The sequence below is a fragment of the Kibdelosporangium aridum genome (genome assembly GCF_900176515.1).
GTDB classification, from domain to species: domain Bacteria; phylum Actinomycetota; class Actinomycetes; order Mycobacteriales; family Pseudonocardiaceae; genus Kibdelosporangium; species Kibdelosporangium aridum.
This window is the reverse complement of the sequence record NZ_FWXV01000002.1, coordinates 1349154-1366773: the sequence shown is the minus strand read 5'-3', so window position 1 is coordinate 1366773 and position 17620 is coordinate 1349154. Positions and strand designations below refer to the sequence as shown.

At 66.8% G+C, this 17620-nt stretch carries 17 protein-coding genes; 9 read left to right on the top strand and 8 right to left on the bottom strand.

Annotated features, from left to right (window positions below):
- Positions 1-176 precede the first annotated feature (176 nt).
- The 5 genes from B9C43_RS16005 to dnaA all read right to left on the bottom strand — a co-directional run bounded on the left by B9C43_RS16005 (position 177) and on the right by dnaA (position 7417).
- Complete coding sequence (locus tag B9C43_RS16005) at positions 177-770, bottom strand: DciA family protein (protein ID WP_407657095.1); 594 nt, start codon at positions 768-770, stop codon at positions 177-179.
- An 82-nt stretch (positions 771-852) separates the two neighbouring features.
- Positions 853-2013, bottom strand: a complete 1161-nt coding sequence (gene recF, locus B9C43_RS16000; RefSeq protein WP_084427208.1) for a DNA replication/repair protein RecF — start codon at positions 2011-2013, stop codon at positions 853-855.
- A complete protein-coding gene (gnd, locus tag B9C43_RS15995; protein WP_084427206.1) occupies positions 2014-2928 on the bottom strand; it encodes a phosphogluconate dehydrogenase (NAD(+)-dependent, decarboxylating) in 915 nt (304 codons plus the stop codon).
- Between the two features lie 16 nt (positions 2929-2944).
- Entirely contained in the window at positions 2945-4081 is a 1137-nt protein-coding gene (dnaN, locus tag B9C43_RS15990) for a DNA polymerase III subunit beta (RefSeq protein WP_033380121.1), read from the bottom strand.
- Between the two features lie 1794 nt (positions 4082-5875).
- On the bottom strand, positions 5876-7417 hold the full coding sequence (gene dnaA / locus B9C43_RS15985) for a chromosomal replication initiator protein DnaA (protein ID WP_033380123.1): 1542 nt from the start codon (positions 7415-7417) through the stop codon (positions 5876-5878).
- A gap of 479 nt (positions 7418-7896) precedes the next feature.
- Between dnaA and rpmH the strand changes: the two genes are divergently transcribed.
- The 8 genes from rpmH (at position 7897) to B9C43_RS15945 (ending at position 13258) form a co-directional block, all read left to right on the top strand.
- On the top strand, positions 7897-8040 hold the full coding sequence (gene rpmH / locus B9C43_RS15980) for a 50S ribosomal protein L34 (protein ID WP_033380124.1): 144 nt from the start codon (positions 7897-7899) through the stop codon (positions 8038-8040).
- A gap of 16 nt (positions 8041-8056) precedes the next feature.
- Positions 8057-8434, top strand: coding sequence for a ribonuclease P protein component (gene rnpA / locus B9C43_RS15975; protein ID WP_033380125.1), 378 nt, complete (start codon positions 8057-8059; stop codon positions 8432-8434).
- Positions 8431-8751: a membrane protein insertion efficiency factor YidD gene (gene yidD, locus B9C43_RS15970; protein WP_084427204.1), complete on the top strand. Its 321-nt coding sequence runs from the start codon at positions 8431-8433 to the stop codon at positions 8749-8751. Before rnpA ends, yidD begins: the two co-directional genes overlap by 4 nt.
- Before the next feature lie 4 nt (positions 8752-8755).
- The gene (yidC, locus tag B9C43_RS15965) at positions 8756-9856 is read left to right on the top strand and encodes a membrane protein insertase YidC (RefSeq protein WP_033380126.1); all 1101 of its coding nucleotides are present in this window, start codon (positions 8756-8758) and stop codon (positions 9854-9856) included.
- Between the two features lie 29 nt (positions 9857-9885).
- Positions 9886-10443, top strand: coding sequence for a Jag family protein (locus tag B9C43_RS15960; protein ID WP_084427202.1), 558 nt, complete (start codon positions 9886-9888; stop codon positions 10441-10443).
- A gap of 201 nt (positions 10444-10644) precedes the next feature.
- The gene (gene rsmG, locus B9C43_RS15955; protein WP_084427199.1) at positions 10645-11304 is read left to right on the top strand and encodes a 16S rRNA (guanine(527)-N(7))-methyltransferase RsmG; all 660 of its coding nucleotides are present in this window, start codon (positions 10645-10647) and stop codon (positions 11302-11304) included.
- Positions 11305-11366: 62 nt separating this feature from the next.
- Entirely contained in the window at positions 11367-12269 is a 903-nt protein-coding gene (locus tag B9C43_RS15950) for a ParA family protein (RefSeq protein WP_033380140.1), read from the top strand.
- A complete protein-coding gene (locus B9C43_RS15945; protein ID WP_084427197.1) occupies positions 12266-13258 on the top strand; it encodes a ParB/RepB/Spo0J family partition protein in 993 nt (330 codons plus the stop codon). Before B9C43_RS15950 ends, B9C43_RS15945 begins: the two co-directional genes overlap by 4 nt.
- A 105-nt stretch (positions 13259-13363) precedes the next feature.
- Here the strand turns inward: B9C43_RS15945 and B9C43_RS15940 are convergent, their stop codons facing one another.
- The gene (locus tag B9C43_RS15940; RefSeq protein WP_084427195.1) at positions 13364-14311 is read right to left on the bottom strand and encodes a D-alanine--D-alanine ligase family protein; all 948 of its coding nucleotides are present in this window, start codon (positions 14309-14311) and stop codon (positions 13364-13366) included.
- 7 nt (positions 14312-14318) lie between these two features.
- Positions 14319-15614, bottom strand: coding sequence for an aminotransferase-like domain-containing protein (locus B9C43_RS15935; protein WP_235038634.1), 1296 nt, complete (start codon positions 15612-15614; stop codon positions 14319-14321).
- Positions 15615-15804: 190 nt separating this feature from the next.
- On the opposite strand from B9C43_RS15935, the gene B9C43_RS15930 reads away from it, so the two are divergent.
- Positions 15805-16434 (top strand): GNAT family N-acetyltransferase, encoded by a 630-nt coding sequence (locus B9C43_RS15930; RefSeq protein WP_033380131.1) that lies wholly within the window; start codon positions 15805-15807, stop codon positions 16432-16434.
- 12 nt (positions 16435-16446) lie between these two features.
- Here the strand turns inward: B9C43_RS15930 and B9C43_RS15925 are convergent, their stop codons facing one another.
- Positions 16447-17589, bottom strand: coding sequence for an N-acetylmuramoyl-L-alanine amidase (locus B9C43_RS15925; protein WP_084427191.1), 1143 nt, complete (start codon positions 17587-17589; stop codon positions 16447-16449).
- Positions 17590-17620 lie beyond the last annotated feature (31 nt).

Here is a 17620-nt window from a genome sequence, read left to right as displayed (position 1 = left end):
GGCGTGGGTTCTCCTCGTCTCGCCGAGGCCTGGATGGGCCTGCTTCTGATCCCCTCTACATCTTACTGGTCGAGCTCGCCAGAACCGCCCTTAGGACACCTCTAGATTGCTCACAGACGTCATACCGTGAACTTCGGCGAGTGGCACCGGCCGAAAGACAGGTTCAGACGCTCAGGTTAGCCGTAAGTGTCGCGTGGCCCACGCCCGGCCACGTGCCTCGGGCCGTACCGCCAGCTCGGTGCCGCCGGACCGTGCACTTTGAGCCGTTTGACCACGCCATTGCCCACGCCTTTGGCGATCTTCGCCAGCAGTTGGCGTTGCAGCAACCGCAACTGTGTCGCCCATGCGGTTGATGACGCCTGCACGGTCAGCTCGCCATCGCGCAACGAGAGCGGCTTGGCGTGCTCGGCGATCTCCGCACCGACGATCGCTGTCCAGCGGCCGAACACCTCGCCGTTCGCCAGTTGGTCGCCCCACCCGCGTTCAGCTGCGATTTTACCCAAAAGAGCGCCGAATTTCTGCGGATCGCGACTGTCCGCACCCGCCCCTGACCAGCGACGACGCTTGCGGGACCCGGAGTGCGGCGCCAGCCGCTTGCCCTTCTGTTCCTTACGACGGGCGCCCGCGGCATCCTTGGCGGCCTGGAGGGCGGCACGGGCGAGGTCCGAGCCGCGGAGCTCACCATCACCCTGGGTCGCGCCATCCCCCGATTGGGGGGTCTTGTTGGGCGAAATGTCCGAGTTAGGCCCCTTCGAACCGCTCCCGGTCACCGTGTTATCCACACTATCCACAGAGTTGTCCCCAGTTGTGGGACGGGTCACACCACTGGGGGTGATCTTCGGTAGCTGATCGTCATCCCGCACGACGCACCTCCCCGTCCGCGACCGAGAACCGTGTCCCGGCCAATTCGCTGGGCACATCTTCCGCTACCGCGGCCGTGATCAGGACCTGTTCGGCCGCTGCGGCCACTTCGGCGAGTCGCGTCCGGCGGCGCCGGTCCAGTTCGGCGAAGACATCGTCCAACACCAGGACCGGTTCGGTTCCCTCGGCCCGCAGCAGCTCGTACGCGGCCAACCGCAGAGCCAGGGCGTACGACCATGACTCGCCGTGACTCGCGTATCCCTTCGCCGGCGCCTCCCCCAAGATCAGTTCGAGCTCGTCCCGGTGCGGGCCGACCAGGCTGACGCCACGGTCCAGTTCCTGTGACCGGTTCGCCGCCATGGCCGCGAGCAGGGCGTCCGCGACTATCTCCGGATCAGCGCGGTCACCACCCGAGACGCCGTAGCTCGGTTCAAGGCTCTCGGCGATCGACGACTTGTACGAAATGGACGCGGGCCGACCGCTGTCACTGCCCGCAACCCCGGCGTACGCGGCTAACACGTGCGGCGCGAGATCCGCAACGAGATCAAGCCTCGCGGCAAGAAGTTGCCCGCCGTGCGTCGCAAGGTGCCCGTCCCACACGTCGAGAGTCGCGATGTCGCCTTTGGCCCCGGCACGACGCGCGGCACCGGCGGTTTTGAGCAACGCGTTCCGTTGCCGCAACACCCTTTCGTAGTCCGACCGGACACCGGCGTACCTCGGCGCGCGCAGCACAAGGAGGTCGTCGAGGAAACGACGGCGCTCACCGGGATCGCCGCGCACCAACGCCAGGTCCTCCGGCGCGAACAGCACAGTGCGCAGGATCCCGAGCACGTCACGTGGCCGAGGCACCGGACCGCGATTCACCCGGGCACGATTCGCTTTGCCCGCCGTGATTTCCAGTTCGATCGTGAGCTCGCGGCCTTCGTTGACCACCGCTGTGCGCACGATCGCGCGCTGGGCACCGTGCCGGATCATCGGCGCGTCGGTCGCCACCCGGTGTGAACCGAGTGTCGCGGTGTACCCGATGGCTTCGACCAAGTTGGTCTTACCTTGGCCGTTCGCGCCGATGAGCACGCACGGCCCAGGTTCGAAAGTCAGATCGGCGTGCTCCCACGACCGGAAGTCGACGACCTGCAACTGCCGGACGTACACCTAGGCCTGCGTGCTGCCGGATCCCGAACTCGGACCGGCTTTCTGCACGGCGTGTCCACCGAACTGCGCACGCAACGAGGCAACCGCCCGCATCGCGGGCGAATCCGCTTGCCGCGAAGCGAATCGAGCGAACAGCGCGGCGGAGATGACCGGCGCGGGCACGGCTTTGTCGATCGCTTCGGCCACGGTCCACCGGCCTTCGCCGGAGTCCTCGACGTAACCGCGCAGGTCGTCCAGCTCGGGGTCGGAGTCGAGCGCGCGCACCAACAAGTCGAGCAACCACGACCGCACAACGGTTCCACGCTGCCACGCCTTGATCACCGCGGGCACGTTCTCGACGATCTTGGCGGTGTCGAGCAGTTCGAAGCCTTCGGCGTACGCCTGCATCAGTCCGTACTCGATGCCGTTGTGCACCATCTTGGCGTAGTGCCCGGCGCCGATCGGACCGGCGTGCGCGAAGCCCTCCTCGCGCGGGCCTTCCGGCCGGAGCGTGTCGAAGATCGGCAGCATCCGGTCAACGTCCTCTTCGGATCCGCCGACCATCAGGCCGTAGCCGTTCTCCAGACCCCAAACACCGCCGGAGACGCCGACATCCAGGTAGTGGATGCCGCGCTCGGCGAGCTTGGCGGCGTTGCGCTGGTCCTCGGTGTACTTCGAGTTGCCACCGTCGATCACCAGATCGCCTTCGGCCAGCAGCGAACCGAGTTCCTCGATGGTCTGCCTTGTCGGCTCCCCGGCCGGGACCATCACCCAGACCGCACGCGGCGCTTCGAGTTTGCCGACCAGGTCAGTCAGCGACTCGGCGTCGGTGACGTCCGGGTTGCGGTCGTAGCCGACCACCTCGTGGCCACCCTTGCGCAAGCGTTCGCGCATGTTGAAACCCATTCGGCCGAGGCCGACGAGCCCGAGCTGCACGGTGTTCTCCCCTTGATCAGCCCGGCAGGCGCACGGGCATAAGCAGGTACAGGTACCCAGCGACAACTTCACCGTTCTCGTCGACCGGCTTGATCAGCGCGGGCCGGTTCGGCGTGGTGAACGACAGTTCGGCGCGGTCGGTGTGCAACGCGCCAAGACCATCCTGCAGGTATCCCGGGTTGAACGCGATGGTGACCGGCTCGCCGTCGAACTGCACGGGCAGCTCTTCCTCGGCGCTGCCTTCGTCGTCGCCACCGGCCGACAGCTTCAGCCCGCCGCCGGTGAACTCGAGCCGCACCTGGGTGCCGCGCTCGGCCACCAGCGAAACACGCTTGATCGCCTCGACGAGCGGGGCGACCTCGATGATCGCGTTCGACGTCTGCTCGCTCGGCAGCAACTGGCGGTAGCGCGGGAACTCCGCATCGAGCAACCGGGTCGTCGTCCTGCGGCCGGTGCCCGACAAACCGAGCAGACCGTCGCTTGAGGACAGTGCCAGCTCGACCGTCTTGCCCGCGGTGCCAAGGGACTTGGCCGCGTCGGCGAGCGTACGCGCGGGCACGAGCACCGCCGCGTCCTCGACATCGCCGGACGGCTTCCACGTGAACTCGCGCATCGCCAACCGGAAACGGTCGGTGGCAACGAGAGTCAGGGTCTCGCCGTTGATCTCGACGCGAACGCCGGTCAGCATCGGCAGCGTGTCGTCACGGCCGGCCGCGATCGCCACCTGGGCAACGGCCTGACCGAACACCTCGCCGGCGAGCTCACCGGCATGCGGCGGCATCGGCGGCAGCTGCGGGTAATCCTCGACCGGCATGGTCGGCAGGCTGAACCGCGCACTGCCACAAGTGATCGAGACACGCGCGCCGTCGACCGCGATCTCCACCGGCTGGTTCGGCAGTGCCTTCGTGATGTCGGCGAGCAGTCGCCCGGAGACCAGAGTGCGGCCGCCGTCGGCGATCGTCGCGGGGACACCGACCGTGGCCGACACCTCGTAGTCGAAACCGGAGATGGTCAGCGCTTCGCCTTCGGCTTCCGGCGTACCGGCGTCCAGCAGGACACCGCCGAGGACTGGAACTGGTGGCCTGGACGGGAGGCTGCGCGCGACCCAGGCGACGGCGTCGGCGAGACCGTCGCGCTCGACGCGGATCTTCATGGAGGTCCTTTCAGACTCGACCTGTTGATCCCCGGAGTGACTCACCTCGAGGTGCAGAGGCTCCAACCGTAGAGCGTGCCGGGCGGTCTCGTCATCCGGGGCTTGGCCCGACGGCTTTTGTCGGCAGCCAGTTGTCCTCAGCCATCCACGCCCCCTGTTTTTGTTCTGTTGATTCTTTGAAGAGAACAAAGCAGTGACAGATATAGGGGCTGTGGGTTGTGTGGATGCACGGCGTCCGCGCTGGTCCAGCGCCGCGTCGGACTGTGGAAGACCACGGGACGTGATCGGTGGATAGACCCGATCGGCGGTGTACAACTCCCGACCGGCTCAGATCCGTCCACATGATGTGGGAGTTGTCCACAAGCTCATCCCCAGATGTGGGTCGATCTGTGCCCAGGCGCTGTGAATGGCGAGAAGTGACGCGAATCGCCCCCTTGGGTGATACCGGAGGGCCTCCGGACATGTTTTTGGGGCTGTGGACAACTCTCCACAGCCCCAAAAACATCGGAAGACGGCCCACTTGGACCGCCCGCCCGCGCGCCGTCGATGATCGACTCCGCGAGCCGCTGACGTGCGCCGACACGCTCGGCCCGACGAAGCCCGCCCGGACAATGACCCATCCGGTGAAGCAGCCGGGTGAACTTCGAGCGAACGGACCCGTTCGCACGGACTCCTCGACGTTTTCCCTGCTCAGACCCCATTTCCCCGACTACACTTGAAGCCGGGGAGCCCCCGCCCCCTTGGGATGGGTGGGGGCTGTCTTGGGTCTGATTCGGCTTTGATGATCTTGCCCCAGACTGTGGATGGTGTTGTGGTTGGGGCAGGTGAATGGCGGTTTTTAAAGGATCCACACCTGTGGATAACCGCTGGTGATAGTTCGACGAGCCGACGGCGGGAAGTTGTCGCGTCGGCGGCCGAAGTTTTCTGCCGAGGTGGGCCGGTTGGGCTGGGTGTCTGCCGAGAAACCTGCGCGGCGGGCGGGTTGAGGGCACTGTCTTGGGGGCGGTCGGACGAGGTTTCTGGCTGAGCTCGGGGCTCGGCCGTGGAGGTCCGGCAGAAAGGATCGACGGCCCGCGGGTGCTCTCGGTGGCCGGGTTGTGCCGGACGCAAGCGATTGGCCGTGTCGCCTCGGCGCGGGGAGTTTTCTGTGGCGGCCATGGGCTGCGCCGAGCGAGTCGGCAGAAAGATTCGGATCGTCCGGCTGCTCACCGCCTTTGGCGCGGACGCGAGCACAGGGGGCCAGTGAGCTCAACAGCCGAGCGCGCATGAACAAGTCGACCGGGTGCTCGGCGGCGAGGTGGGCCGAGGTGTCTTGGATCTCGGGCGGCTGAGGATCGACCCCGCCGTGTGGCGTCGCGAAGTTTCTCTGGACTGTCTGGGCTGAGCCGGGTGGGTCTGGCAGAAACCTCTCCGGCGTGCCGCGGGTCTAGCCGACCGAGTGATCAAGAACCGGCGAGTGCCGTCCGATTGAGATCTTGCGGCGACTGGTGATCAGTCCGTCGGGCGGCAAACGCTTGGCGTCGGTGGCGGAGTTGCGCAGTCCTGGCGGATGGGCGCCAAGAGCCTCCCAGCGGCGTTGGAGACCGGCGCCGGGGTGAGGGCATGCGGGCGCGACGGCCGTCCCGGACTTTTCTGGGTGGGTGGTTGGGCTCAGGGGTGCCCCCAGAAAACTCCGCGATTCGCGATGAGGGCTGGACCGATCACACCAGGGCGGTCGAGTTGCGAGTGTCGGACGCCACGGCGGCAGATATGCGAAACGGGCAGGCGCGAGGCCTGCCCGTCTGGTCGTTCAGCTCAGCCGCGGGCGCGCTGCTTGATCCGCGAGGTGAGTTCCTGGACCTGGTCGTAGGTCCGGCGACGCTCAGCCATCTCCTTGCGGATCTTCTTCTCCGCGTGCATCACTGTCGTGTGGTCGCGGCCGCCGAAGGTCTGGCCGATCTTCGGCAGCGAGAGGTCCGTCAGCTCGCGGCACAGGTACATCGAGATCTGGCGAGACTGCGCCAACGCCTTCGTCTTCCCCGGTCCGCAGAGGTCTTCGATCGTCACGCCGAAGAACTCCGCCGTCACCGCCATGATCGTGGAAGCGCTGATCTCCGGGACCTGCGAGTCCGGGATCAGGTCTCGCAGCACGATCTCCGCAAGACCCAGGTCGACCGGTTGGCGGTTCAGGGACGCGAACGCGGTCACGCGAATCAGTGCGCCCTCGAGCTCGCGGATGTTGTGCTCGATCCGCGCCGCGATGAACTCCAGCACCTCGGCGGGCACGTTCAGCCGGTCCTGGGCGGCCTTCTTCCGCAGAATCGCGATCCGGGTCTCGAGTTCGGGCGGCTGGATGTCGGTGATCAGGCCCCACTCGAACCGCGTGCGCAACCGGTCTTCCAGGGTTTCCAGGCGCTTGGGCGGCCGGTCGCTTGAGACCACGATCTGCTTGTTCGCGTTGTGCAGCGTGTTGAAGGTGTGGAAGAACTCCTCCTGCGTACCTTCCTTGCCTTCCAGGAACTGGATGTCGTCGACCAGCAGGATGTCGATGTCCCGGTACCTGCGCTGGAAGGCGACTTTCCGGTCGTCACGCAGCGAGTTGATGAAGTCGTTGGTGAATTCCTCGGTCGAAACGTACCGCACGCGCATGCCGGGGAAGAGCCGCTGTGCGTAGTGCCCCACGGCGTGCAGCAGGTGGGTTTTGCCCAGTCCCGACTCTCCCCAGATAAAGAGTGGGTTGTACGCACGGGCCGGCGCTTCGGCGACGGCGACCGCGGCGGCGTGGGCGAAGCGGTTGGATGCACCGATCACGAACGTGTCGAACGTGTACTTCTCGTTCAGCCGGGTCTTGGACGTCTGCGGCTGCGCGGGCGCGGTGAACGGCTGGCCGACGGCGGCGGGCTGCTTGCCGTTGAAGGTCGGCCAGACCTCCCTGGCCGTGGCGAGCGCCTCACCTTCCTCATCGACTTCATCACTGTCGGAGGAGTCGGCGGGGATCTCCATCTCGGGCACCGGGACCGCGGTGGCGAGCGGTGCGCTCACGCCGACCGGTTCGACCGGGGCCGCGGTTGGCGCGACCGCTGGTGTGGGTGAGCCGACAGTGTCCACTTTCACAGCGAGGGAAATGGTCCGGCCGAGCCTGCGGGACAGCGCGTCGGTGATCGGCTCGCGCAGTGCGCGCTCGATTGCTTCCTTGGCGAAATCGCTCGGCGCTGCCAGCAGCGCGGTTCCGTCAAGCAGGCCGATCGGCCTAGTCACCCGCATCCACGCCTGTTGCTGGCGTGACAGGATCCCGGCAGACAGCTCACGGACGACCTGTTCCCATACGAGACCAAAGTTGATCTGGTGCTCGGACACCTGGCGGGCTCCCCTCCCCTCGTACTTACTTGTGAATAGCGGGCGAGCCGCTGCCCGAGGTCACCCGAACCCGAGGGCATCCACAGGGTTGTCCACAACTGTGCACGAAGATACGGCGTACCGCAGCGAAGCCCGTATCGGTTCAACGTACCGAGTGGCGGGACGTGACACGGCGGGGCTCCCACTCCCCGTGTGACAAACCAAGAGCCGCACGCTAACAAGCGCCGCCCGCGCCCACAAGACGTGCCTGTTGCCAAGGTCGCCCAACGGCGGCGTGTCGCGTCGGCGAGCCGGAAGACCGACCCGGATTTGGCCGGTGAGGACGGGGTGCGTACCCTCGAAAGGTCTCCCGCTAGCGTCGGGTGTGTTCTGCGTGCCCATTCACGCCGTTCGAACCACCACGTCGCACGCCGGTCCACCGAGGGCCAACCTCCAGCTGGGGACACGCGACCTCAAGACAAGATCGGGAGAACGAAGCCGTGAGCAAGGGCAAGCGCACCTTCCAGCCGAACAACCGCCGTCGTGCCAAGACCCACGGGTTCCGGCTGCGCATGCGTACCCGTGCGGGGCGGGCGATCCTGTCGGCTCGTCGCCGCAAGGGCCGCTCCGAACTGTCGGCCTGACAGGCGGCACGGCACCGTGCTGCCCGCAACCGCCCGGCTCACGCGTAGCGGCGACTTCGCCCATGTGACCCGGCACGGTCGGCGCGCTGGGCGACCCCGGCTCGTCGTGCACGCGGTGCAGAGCATGGAGCCGACAACTGAGACCTCGCTGACCCGGACGGGCTCGCCCGTCCGGGTTGGCTTCGTTGTAAGCAAGGCAGTGGGCAACTCGGTGGTCCGCCACCGGGTCACCCGCAGGCTGCGCCATCTGGTGGCCGACCGGCTCGGAACTCTCGCTCCCGGCAGCTCGTTGGTCGTGCGGGCGCTTCCGCCGGCCGCCCGAGCGTCGAGCGCGGATCTCGCTCAGGATTTCGATGCGGCTGTCCGGCGGCTCAAGCTGGCGGTGGAACAGTGACTGATTCTCATGAGAGCCCGGACGGTGCACCACGCCGTACCGGTCCCGTGGCATGGGTTCTGCTGCTGCCGATCCACGTGTACCGCAAGGTGATCTCGCCGCTGTTGCCACCCACCTGCCGCTACTACCCCAGCTGCAGTTCTTACGCCGTGGATGCCCTGAAGACCCATGGCGCCATCAAGGGGTTAGCGCTTGCCGTGTGGCGGTTACTGCGTTGCAACCCTTGGAGCTCGGGGGGAATCGACCCCGTGCCACCCCGTCGCCCCCGGCGCAAGGCGTCCGGGACCCCGGCTCACCACAGTTCCGCCGAGGAGTAGCTCCGTGCTCGATTTCATCAACTACCCGGTGTCCTTCATCCTCTGGTGTTGGCACAAGGTCTTCGGTGCCGTCTTCGGCCCGACCAGTGGCGTCGCCTGGTTGCTGGGAATCGTCTTCCTGACGTTCACCGTCCGCGCGATCCTGATCAAGCCGTTCGTCAAGCAGGTCCGCTCGATGCGGAAGATGCAGGAGTTCGCTCCTGAGATCAAGAAGCTGCAGCAGAAGTACAAGAACGACCGGCAGAAGCTCGCGCAGGAGATGCAGAAGCTGCAGTCGCAGCACGGTGTCAATCCGCTGGGCAGCTGCCTGCCGATGCTGCTGCAGATCCCGGTCTTCTTCGGTCTGAACAACGTGCTGCGCGGCTTCGTGCCGAACGCGACCGGCAACTACTACTTCGGTGCGGACGAGGTCGAGTCGTACCTGCACGCGAACCTGTTCGGCGCTCGCCTGTCGAACTACATCGCGCAGGCAAGCAACGAGATGACGAGCCTCGGCGGCAACCTCCAGTCCGTCATCATCGTGTCGGCGCCGCTGATGGTGATCGCGTCGATCGCCACCCACTTCACCGCCAAGCACAACGTGGCTCGGCAGAACCCGGCGACCGCCACTGCTCAGACCGGCATCATGAACAAGATCACCCTTTGGGTGTTCCCGCTCGGCGTGCTCGTGTTCGGTGCCTTCTTCCCGATCGGTCTGCTCATCTACTGGTTGAGCAACAACATCTGGACCCTCGGCCAGCAGTGGCTGATCTACAAGAAGATCGACCGCGAGGAAGAAGAGCAGAAGGCTCAGGCGCAGGAGAAGCGCAGCAACAGCAACCTCGCCCCGAAGGTCGGTCAGAAGCCGACCCAGCCGAAGAAGCGCCCGACGCCGGCCAAGCCGGTCGCCGCTTCCGACGAGGCCTCCACTGAGGAGAGCACCGACTCGTCGTCGGACAAGAAGCCAGTCAAGAAGTGGCCGGCCAAGCAGCCGTCGGTGAAGCCCGGGAACAACCAGGCGAAGAAGCCTGCTTCGGGCAACAACACCAACAGTGGCGGCACCAAAGTTCCCGGTCTGACGCCAGACCGATCCCGTAGCAAGAAGTCAGGCCGGAAGCGTCCGTGACGCTAACCGAGGCCTGGAGAGGAGAGACCGTGACGGCAGCCGACACCGACCTCGGGGCCGAGGGCGGGCAGGTCGATAACGACGCCGCCGAGGAGAAGCCAGGGCGGTCCGGTCCGACCGGTGAGGAGTTGCTTGTCCAGGAGGGCGACATCGCCGGGGACTACCTGGAGCGCCTTTTGGACCTGCTCGACTTCGACGGCGACATCGACCTCGATGTCGAAGCCGGCCGCGCCATCGTCAGCATCGATGGTGGGGACGATCTGGAGAAGCTGGTCGGCCCGCGCGGCAACGCCCTCGAGGCGCTGCAGGAGTTGACCCGGCTCGCGGTCCAGCAGGAGACCGGCGTGCGTAGCCGGTTGATGTTGGACATCGCCGGCTGGCGGGCCGAGCGCCGGGAGGAGCTCCGCGATCTTGGCAAGGCGAGTGCGGAGAAGGTGCTCGGCACGGGCGAGAAGGTTCGCCTTCAGCCGATGACGCCATTCGAGCGCAAGGTCGTCCACGACGCGGTGGCGGAGATCGAGGGCGTGCACAGCGAGAGCGAAGGCGAGGATCCCCGTCGACGCGTGGTGATTTTCCCGAAGCCCTAGCCACTTTTGAGTGAGTTTGGACGCGGTCCGTCGAAAAGACGGGCCGCGTTCTTTTTTTGTGCGTGTGATGTGAGATCCTGATCCGGGTCCCCACGCGACACGTGTTTCACGTGAAACTGCCATTCGGATGCGGTGAGTCGGTGGGGCGAGGGTTGCCGATCGGCGACAATCGAGCTGGCGTGGTTTCACGTGGAACATCGGATGGAGCTCATGACCGACGTGGTGTCCCAGGCGTTCGGTGCCGGTTCGGACCGAGCGACTCGGTTCGCCGAACTGCTCACGGTGCACGGCGTCGAGCGAGGGTTGATCGGTCCACGTGAAGTCGACCGGCTATGGGAACGGCATCTGTTGAACTCGGTGGCGATGGCGGAGTGCGTGCCGGAGGGCGCGTCCGTGGTCGACGTCGGATCGGGCGCCGGCTTCCCGGGCATCCCCCTGGCGATCGCACGACCGGATCTGGACGTCGTGCTGCTGGAGCCGATGGCGCGTCGGGTGGTGTGGCTGGAAGAGGTCGCGGCCAAGCTCGATCTGAACATCACGGTGGTTCGTGGCCGCGCCGAGGAGAAGGACGTTCGGCGACAGCTCGCCAACCGGGACGTCGTCACCGCGCGGGCAGTGGCGCCGATGGGCAAGCTGGCCGGGTGGTGTCTCCCCCTGCTGCGGACCGGCGGTCGGCTCGTCGCGCTGAAGGGATCGAGCGCCGCCGAGGAGATCGAACGGGATCGGGCCGAGATCGCTCGTGCGGGCGGCGTCGACCCCGAGGTACGGACATGTGGTGGTGGGTTCCTCGCCGAACCTGCGACCGTTGTTGTGGTGCGGCGCGCTGAACCGGCTGCCGGGCGCAACCGCAAGCGGCGATAAGGAAGGATCGGACCGAGCATGTTCCACGTGAAACTTGAGACGGTGCCGTGGGCGCCGAGGAGGTGCAGCCACCCGTGAGTCATCCCACGCCGACCGGCGAGGTCAACTGGACACCGATCGCCGAAGAGGCTGAACGGGCTGCCAAACTGCTGCACCCCGACAAGCAGTTCCCGAAGCCCTCGCACCGCCGCGTCTTCACCATCGCCAACCAGAAGGGTGGCGTCGGCAAGACGACCAGCGCGGTGAACCTCGCCGCGGGTCTGGCGATGCATGGGCTGAAGGTGCTTGTCATCGACCTCGACCCGCAGGGCAACGCCAGCACGGCGCTCGGCGTCGACCGTCGCTCCGGCACGCCGTCCATCTACGAGGTGCTGCTCGGTGAGGTGTCGCTGAAGGACGCGTCTCAGGTCAGCGACCAGTCGCCGAACCTGTGGTGTGTGCCGGCGACCATAGATCTCGCCGGTGCCGAGATCGAACTGGTCGAGATGCACGGCCGCGAGTCCCGGCTCAAGGCGGCGCTGACTGACGAGGCGTTCGACGAGCTCGGTCCGGACTACGTCTTCATCGACTGCCCGCCGTCGCTCGGCCTGCTCACGGTGAACGCGATGGTCGCGGCGCAGGAAGTGCTCATCCCGATCCAGTGCGAGTACTACGCGCTGGAAGGTCTGAGCCAGCTGCTGAAGAACATCGACTTGGTGCAGAAGCACCTCAACCCGGACCTGGACCTGTCCACGATCCTGCTCACGATGTACGACGGCCGGACCAAGCTCGCCGACCAGGTGAGTGCGGAGGTCCGCCAGCACTTCGGTGACGTGGTCCTGCAGACGGTCATCCCCCGGAACGTGAAGGTGTCCGAGGCGCCGAGCTTCGGCCAGACGGTGCTCGCGTACGACCCGGGTTCACGTGGCGCGATGAGCTACCTGGACGCGTCCCGCGAACTCGCAGAACGAGGTGCGGCGGAATGAGCAAGCCGGAAGCGGCCCCTCCGGCACGCAAGGGCGGTCTCGGTCGTGGTCTGGCCGCCCTGATCCCCAGCGGTCCCGAAGCCGACGCGGCCGGCCCTGCCGTTCCCAGGCGTCCCGTCCCGGCTCGTGGCGTGCCCGCGCCTGTGCCGGGCGGTGAGGTCGCCGGTGCGGTGTACCGCGAGATCCCCACCTCCGCGATCAAGCCCAACCCGAAGCAGCCGCGCCAGGTCTTCGATGAGGAAGCGCTGGCAGAGCTCGAGCACTCGATCCGTGAGTTCGGGTTGATGCAGCCGATCGTGGTGCGCGATCTCGGCAGCGGTTCCTACGAACTGGTGATGGGTGAACGGCGGCTGCGGGCCTCGCAGCAGGCCGAGCTGGAGAAGATCCCGGCGATCGTCCGGCAGACCGCCGACGACGCGATGCTGCGGGACGCCCTGCTGGAGAACATCCACCGGGTGCAGCTCAACCCGCTCGAAGAAGCTGCGGCGTACCAACAGCTGCTCGACGAGTTCGAGGTGACGCACGAGGAACTGGCGTCGCGGATCGGGCGGAGCCGCCCGGTCATCACGAACACCATCCGGTTGCTGAAGCTCCCCCTCCCCGTGCAGCGCCGGGTCGCGGCTGGCATCTTGTCCGCCGGCCACGCTCGTGCACTGCTCGGTCTGGAAGACCCGGAGCGGCAGGAAGCGCTCGCGGCGCAGATCGTCAAGGAGGGCATGTCGGTTCGGGCGACCGAGGAAGCGGTGACCCTCGCGAAGCACGATCAGCCGGCGAAGCCGAAGGCGGCGCCGCGCAAGCCGATGCACGCTCCCGGGCTTCAGGATCTGGCCGAGCGCCTCTCCGACAAGTTCGACACCCGCGTGAAGGTCGAATTGGGGCAGCGGAAGGGCCGGATCGTGGTCGAGTTCGGGTCCGTTGACGATCTTGAGCGGATCGTTGACATCATCAACCAAAATGGGACAAAAGGGATACGGCAAGAGGACGTATAACCACCCCAGGTCATTACGTCACGGTGACGATCCCGGTTTGTCCGTTTTGATGTGCCCATAAGAAAGCCCCGGCGATGGCCGGGGCTCTTACTTGTTTCACGTGAATCAACCGCGGTCGATGGCCCTGTCGATCAACTCGGCGTAGATCTGACCGAGCGAACGACCGGCCGCCTCGGTCGCCATCGGCAGCAGCGAGGTCTCGGTCAGTCCGGGCGACACGTTCACTTCAAGGAAGTAGATCGACTCGTCTTCGGCGATCACCGCGTCGGTCCGCGAGACGTCGCGCAGCCCGAGCAGCGTGTGCGCGGACACCGCCATGTCGGCCACCCGGCTCGCCACGTCCGGCGACACACGCGCCGGGGTGAAGAAGTTGGTCAGGCCAGCGGTGTATCGAGCCGTGTAGTCGTAGACGCCGTTCTCCGGTTCGATCTCAACCGCGGGCAGGGCGACCGGTCCGTCCGGAGTGTCGATCACGGTCACGGCGACTTCGATGCCGGTGATGTACTCCTCGGCGAGCACGGTCTCGCCGTACGCCAAGCAGTTGACCATCGCGGCCGGAAGCTCGGACGCGTCACGCACGACCTGAGCACCGAGCGCCGAGCCACCTTGATCCGGCTTGAGCATCAGCGGCAGCCCGAGCCGAGCCACCATCGCGTCGAGGACGGCCTGGGCACCAAGCTCACGGAAAGTGCTGTGCGACAGCACGACCCAGTCCGGCGTCAGCAGACCAGAGCGGGACAGTTCGGCTTTGGCGGTCGGCTTGTCCCAGGCGCGTCGGCACGCGTGCGAGTCGGTGCCGACGAACGGCTGGCCGAGCATTTCCAGCACGGTCTGGATCGACCCGTTCTCGCCTTCGCCGCCGTGCAAAGCGATCACGACCGCGTCCGGCTTCTGGGTACTGAGTCTGGTCAGCAGCGCCCCGTCGGTGTCCCACTCGTCGACGGTCAAGCCGACCGTGCGCAGGGCGTTCGACAGTCGCCGCCCCGACCGCAGTGAAACGTCACGCTCGTGGGTAAGCCCACCGGACAGGACGGCAACCGTTCGATCTGACACGCCCGGATTATGCCGTGTCAGGGCTCGGAGTCTGCGCTCCGGAGGTGACACGCCGCGCCGCCGGCCCGAAGGTGCGGTACAGCTCCAGCTCTTGCTCCAGCACGACGGCCAGCCGCCGGACGCCCTCACGGATCCGCTCCGGCGTCGGGTAGCAGAACGACAGGCGCATCTGCCGCGTGCCGAACCGGTCCGCGTAGAACCCCGTCCCGGGCACGTACGCCACCCGGGCGGTGACCGCGCGCGGCTGCATTGCTTTGGTGTCAATGCCTTCCGGCACCGTCATCCAGACGAAGAAGCCGCCGTCCGGCTTGGTCCACGTGCAGCCCGCGGGCATGTGCTGGTCGAGGCCGGTCAGCAGCGCGTCCCGGCGCTCGCGGTACATCGTCTGGAACGACTTGATCTGGCCCTGCCAGTCGTGCGTGGCCAGATAGCGCGACACGATCAGCTGGCTGAGCATCGGCGGCGACAACACAGCCGCTTCCGCTGCCAGGACAAGCTTTTCCCGCACCGCGTGCGGTGCGAGCGCCCAGCCGACCCGCAGGCCGGAGGCGAACGTCTTGGAGAACGACCCGAGGTAGATCACGTTGTCCGGGTCCGTCGACCGCAGCGCCGGGTACGTCTGGCCGTCGAAACCCAACAGTCCGTACGGGTTGTCCTCGATCACCAGAACACCGGCCTTGCGGCAGATCTCGAGGATCTCGGCGCGCCGGGACACCGCCAGCGTGACGCCACCGGGGTTGTGGAAATTCGGGATGGTGTAAAGGAACTTGACCCGTTGACCGGCTGCGGCCGCGGCGGCCAGCGCCTGCCTCAGCGCCTCAGGGACAAGGCCGTCGTCGTCCATCTCCACGTGCACGACGTTCGCCTGGTAGGAGGCGAACGTGCCCAAAGCACCGACATACGAGGGGCCCTCGGCGATCACCACGTCACCGGGGTCGCAGAAGATCCGGGTGACCAGGTCCAGCGCCATCTGGGAGCCGACGGTGACCACGAGGTCGTCCGGATGTGCGGTGATCCCCTCAAGGGCCATCACATCGCAGATCTGCTCACGAAGCGGCTGATAGCCGTGCGCCGAGCCGTACTGCAGGGCGACCAAGCCCTCGGCGGTGATCAAGCCCGAGACCTCGCTCGCGATCGAGTCAAGCGGCAGTGCCGCGAGGTTGGGCATTCCTCCTGCCAGCGAGACCACCTCTGGCCGGCTGGCGACTGCGAACAGCGCTCGTACTTCCGATGCCATCATCCCGGTCGCTCGAGCCGCGTACCGCTTGAGGTGCGGGTCGTGGTTCTGGCCGGTCGAGGGCATCGGATGTTTATTGCCCTCTGGTTCCTCCGAGTGCATGCGCCACCTCGTTCGTCAGTCAAGCGAGTGTAACTCTGGCCTCTATCAGGTCGTTGTCCTTCCCGCACTTGTCACATCGCCCTATCCTGGACGCCGGGCCTGTGGTTACCGCATGCCCTCTTATCGGGTTCCTTCACTCCTGCGGGGAGGTTGGGTGTCGCGACGTGTCGTCGGCATCACGCTGGACAACCTGGAGCACCTCCCCAAGCACTCACGGGGCTGCGTGTTCTGGGAGTTGGCACCGCACCTGAAGGAGCAGGCCGAAGCGTTCGGGGAGACCGAGCTGGAGAAGGAGGCCTGGGTCTCCAACATGCTCCTGGAATGGGGCTCATGTGGCCGCCTGGTCTACTCGGACAAGCTCCCGGTGGGATTCGTCCTCTATGCCCCGCCCAACGCCGTACCGCGCTCGCTGGCCTTCCCTACGTCCCCGATCAGTCCGGACGCGGTGATGCTGACCGGCTTCTACGTCCTGCCGGAGTTCCGCGGTGGCGGGCTTGGCCGGATGCTCGTCCAGGCGGTGGCCAAGGACCTCACTCGCCGTGGTGTGAAGGCGATCGAGTCCTTCGGCGATGCCAAGCCGGACGATGAAGAGCAGTGCTGTGTCGTGCCCGCGGATTTCCTTGCCTGCGTCGGGTTCAAGACCGTCCGGCCGCACGCCCGGTGGCCGCGGCTGCGCCTGGAACTGCGCAGCGCGATCACCTGGAAGGAAGACGTGGAGGCAGCGCTGGAGCGGCTGCTGGGCACGGTCTCTGTGACCACCGCCAGCCCGGTCTACCAGCGCTGAAACCTCGGGAAATCAGCTCTTCGCGAGCTCGTGCCGCATCAGGTCGGCGAACGTGAACGTGCCGGTCGGCTGGTCGTTCTCGCCCAGCAGGTAAAGCCGCTTGACCGACACCAGGATGCCCTCGGCGACCAGGTCGCGGAACGCCGGATCGGCCAGCCTCGCGCGGTCGCCGGGGTTGCTCAGGTAGCCCAGCTCCAGCCGGACCGCGGGGCAGCGGGTGAGCCGCAGGGAATCCCACGTCTTGGCGTGCGTCCCGCAGTTGAGCATGCCGGTGCGGGCGGTCAGTTCCCGCTGGATGAACCCGGCCAGCGCCTCACCAAGGGTGGACGTGCCTTTGCCCGCGGTGCCGAAGTAGAAGGTCGCCAGGCCGGAGGCGCGCGGCGAGGCGTTGCGGTCGTTGTGCAGCGAGATGAAGACGTCGCTGCCCGCCTCGTTGGCGAAGTGCGCGCGCTGGGCCTCGGTGGGGCACTGGTCCGGCCCGCGGGACAGGATGGCTTCCATCCCGGTGGCCACCATCCGGCCTTCCAGGCGACGAGCCAGGTCCCACATCAGGTCGGCTTCCCTGATGCCGTCGACGGTCACACCGGGGTCGGTGCCGCCGTGGCCCGGGTCGATGACGATGCGCTTGCCACGGAGCCGTGGACCGGCCTTACGGACCTGCTCCTGCTCACGCAGCAGCACCGGACGGCCGCCGCTGGCGCGCGGCGATAGGCGGTTGAAGGCGCTGACGGTCTCGGCGCCACACATGCCATCGACGGTCAGGCCGTAGTCGCGCTGGAACTCGCGCAGCGCGCGCTCGGTCTGCGGGCCGAAGACGCCGTTCGGGCGACCGGCGTTGTACCCCAGCTGCAGCAGGCGTTCCTGCAGCTCCAGGACGTCGTCGCCACTCACGGGCGCGGAGACCAGGTAGGCCAGTGGGCGGCCGCCGAGACGGTAGGTCGCGTCACGCAGGGCCTGGTAGGTGGCCTGCCCGACGATCCCGTCCGTGATCAAGCCTCGCTGCTGCTGGAAAGCGCGCACGGCGTGTTCGACGGCGAGGTCGTACACCGACGGGTCGCCCGTGCCGTTGGCCGTGGGCAGCAGGCCCAGGCTGGCGAGCGTGGCCCGCACTTCGGCTACAGCCGGTCCGGCGTCACCGGGGCGGAGTTCCCGCATGCACCCCTCACTCAGGTCAGAATTCGAAAAA

Coding starts and splice junctions, on each gene's coding strand:
- dnaN (WP_033380121.1), bottom strand. CDS start 4,081: ATGAAGATCCGCGTCGAGCGCGACGGTCTCGCCGACGCCGTCGCCTGG.
- B9C43_RS15925 (WP_084427191.1), bottom strand. CDS start 17,589: ATGCGGGAACTCCGCCCCGGTGACGCCGGACCGGCTGTAGCCGAAGTG.
- B9C43_RS15935 (WP_235038634.1), bottom strand. CDS start 15,614: ATGCCCTCGACCGGCCAGAACCACGACCCGCACCTCAAGCGGTACGCG.
- rsmG (WP_084427199.1), top strand. CDS start 10,645: ATGGAGCTCATGACCGACGTGGTGTCCCAGGCGTTCGGTGCCGGTTCG.
- B9C43_RS15945 (WP_084427197.1), top strand. CDS start 12,266: ATGAGCAAGCCGGAAGCGGCCCCTCCGGCACGCAAGGGCGGTCTCGGT.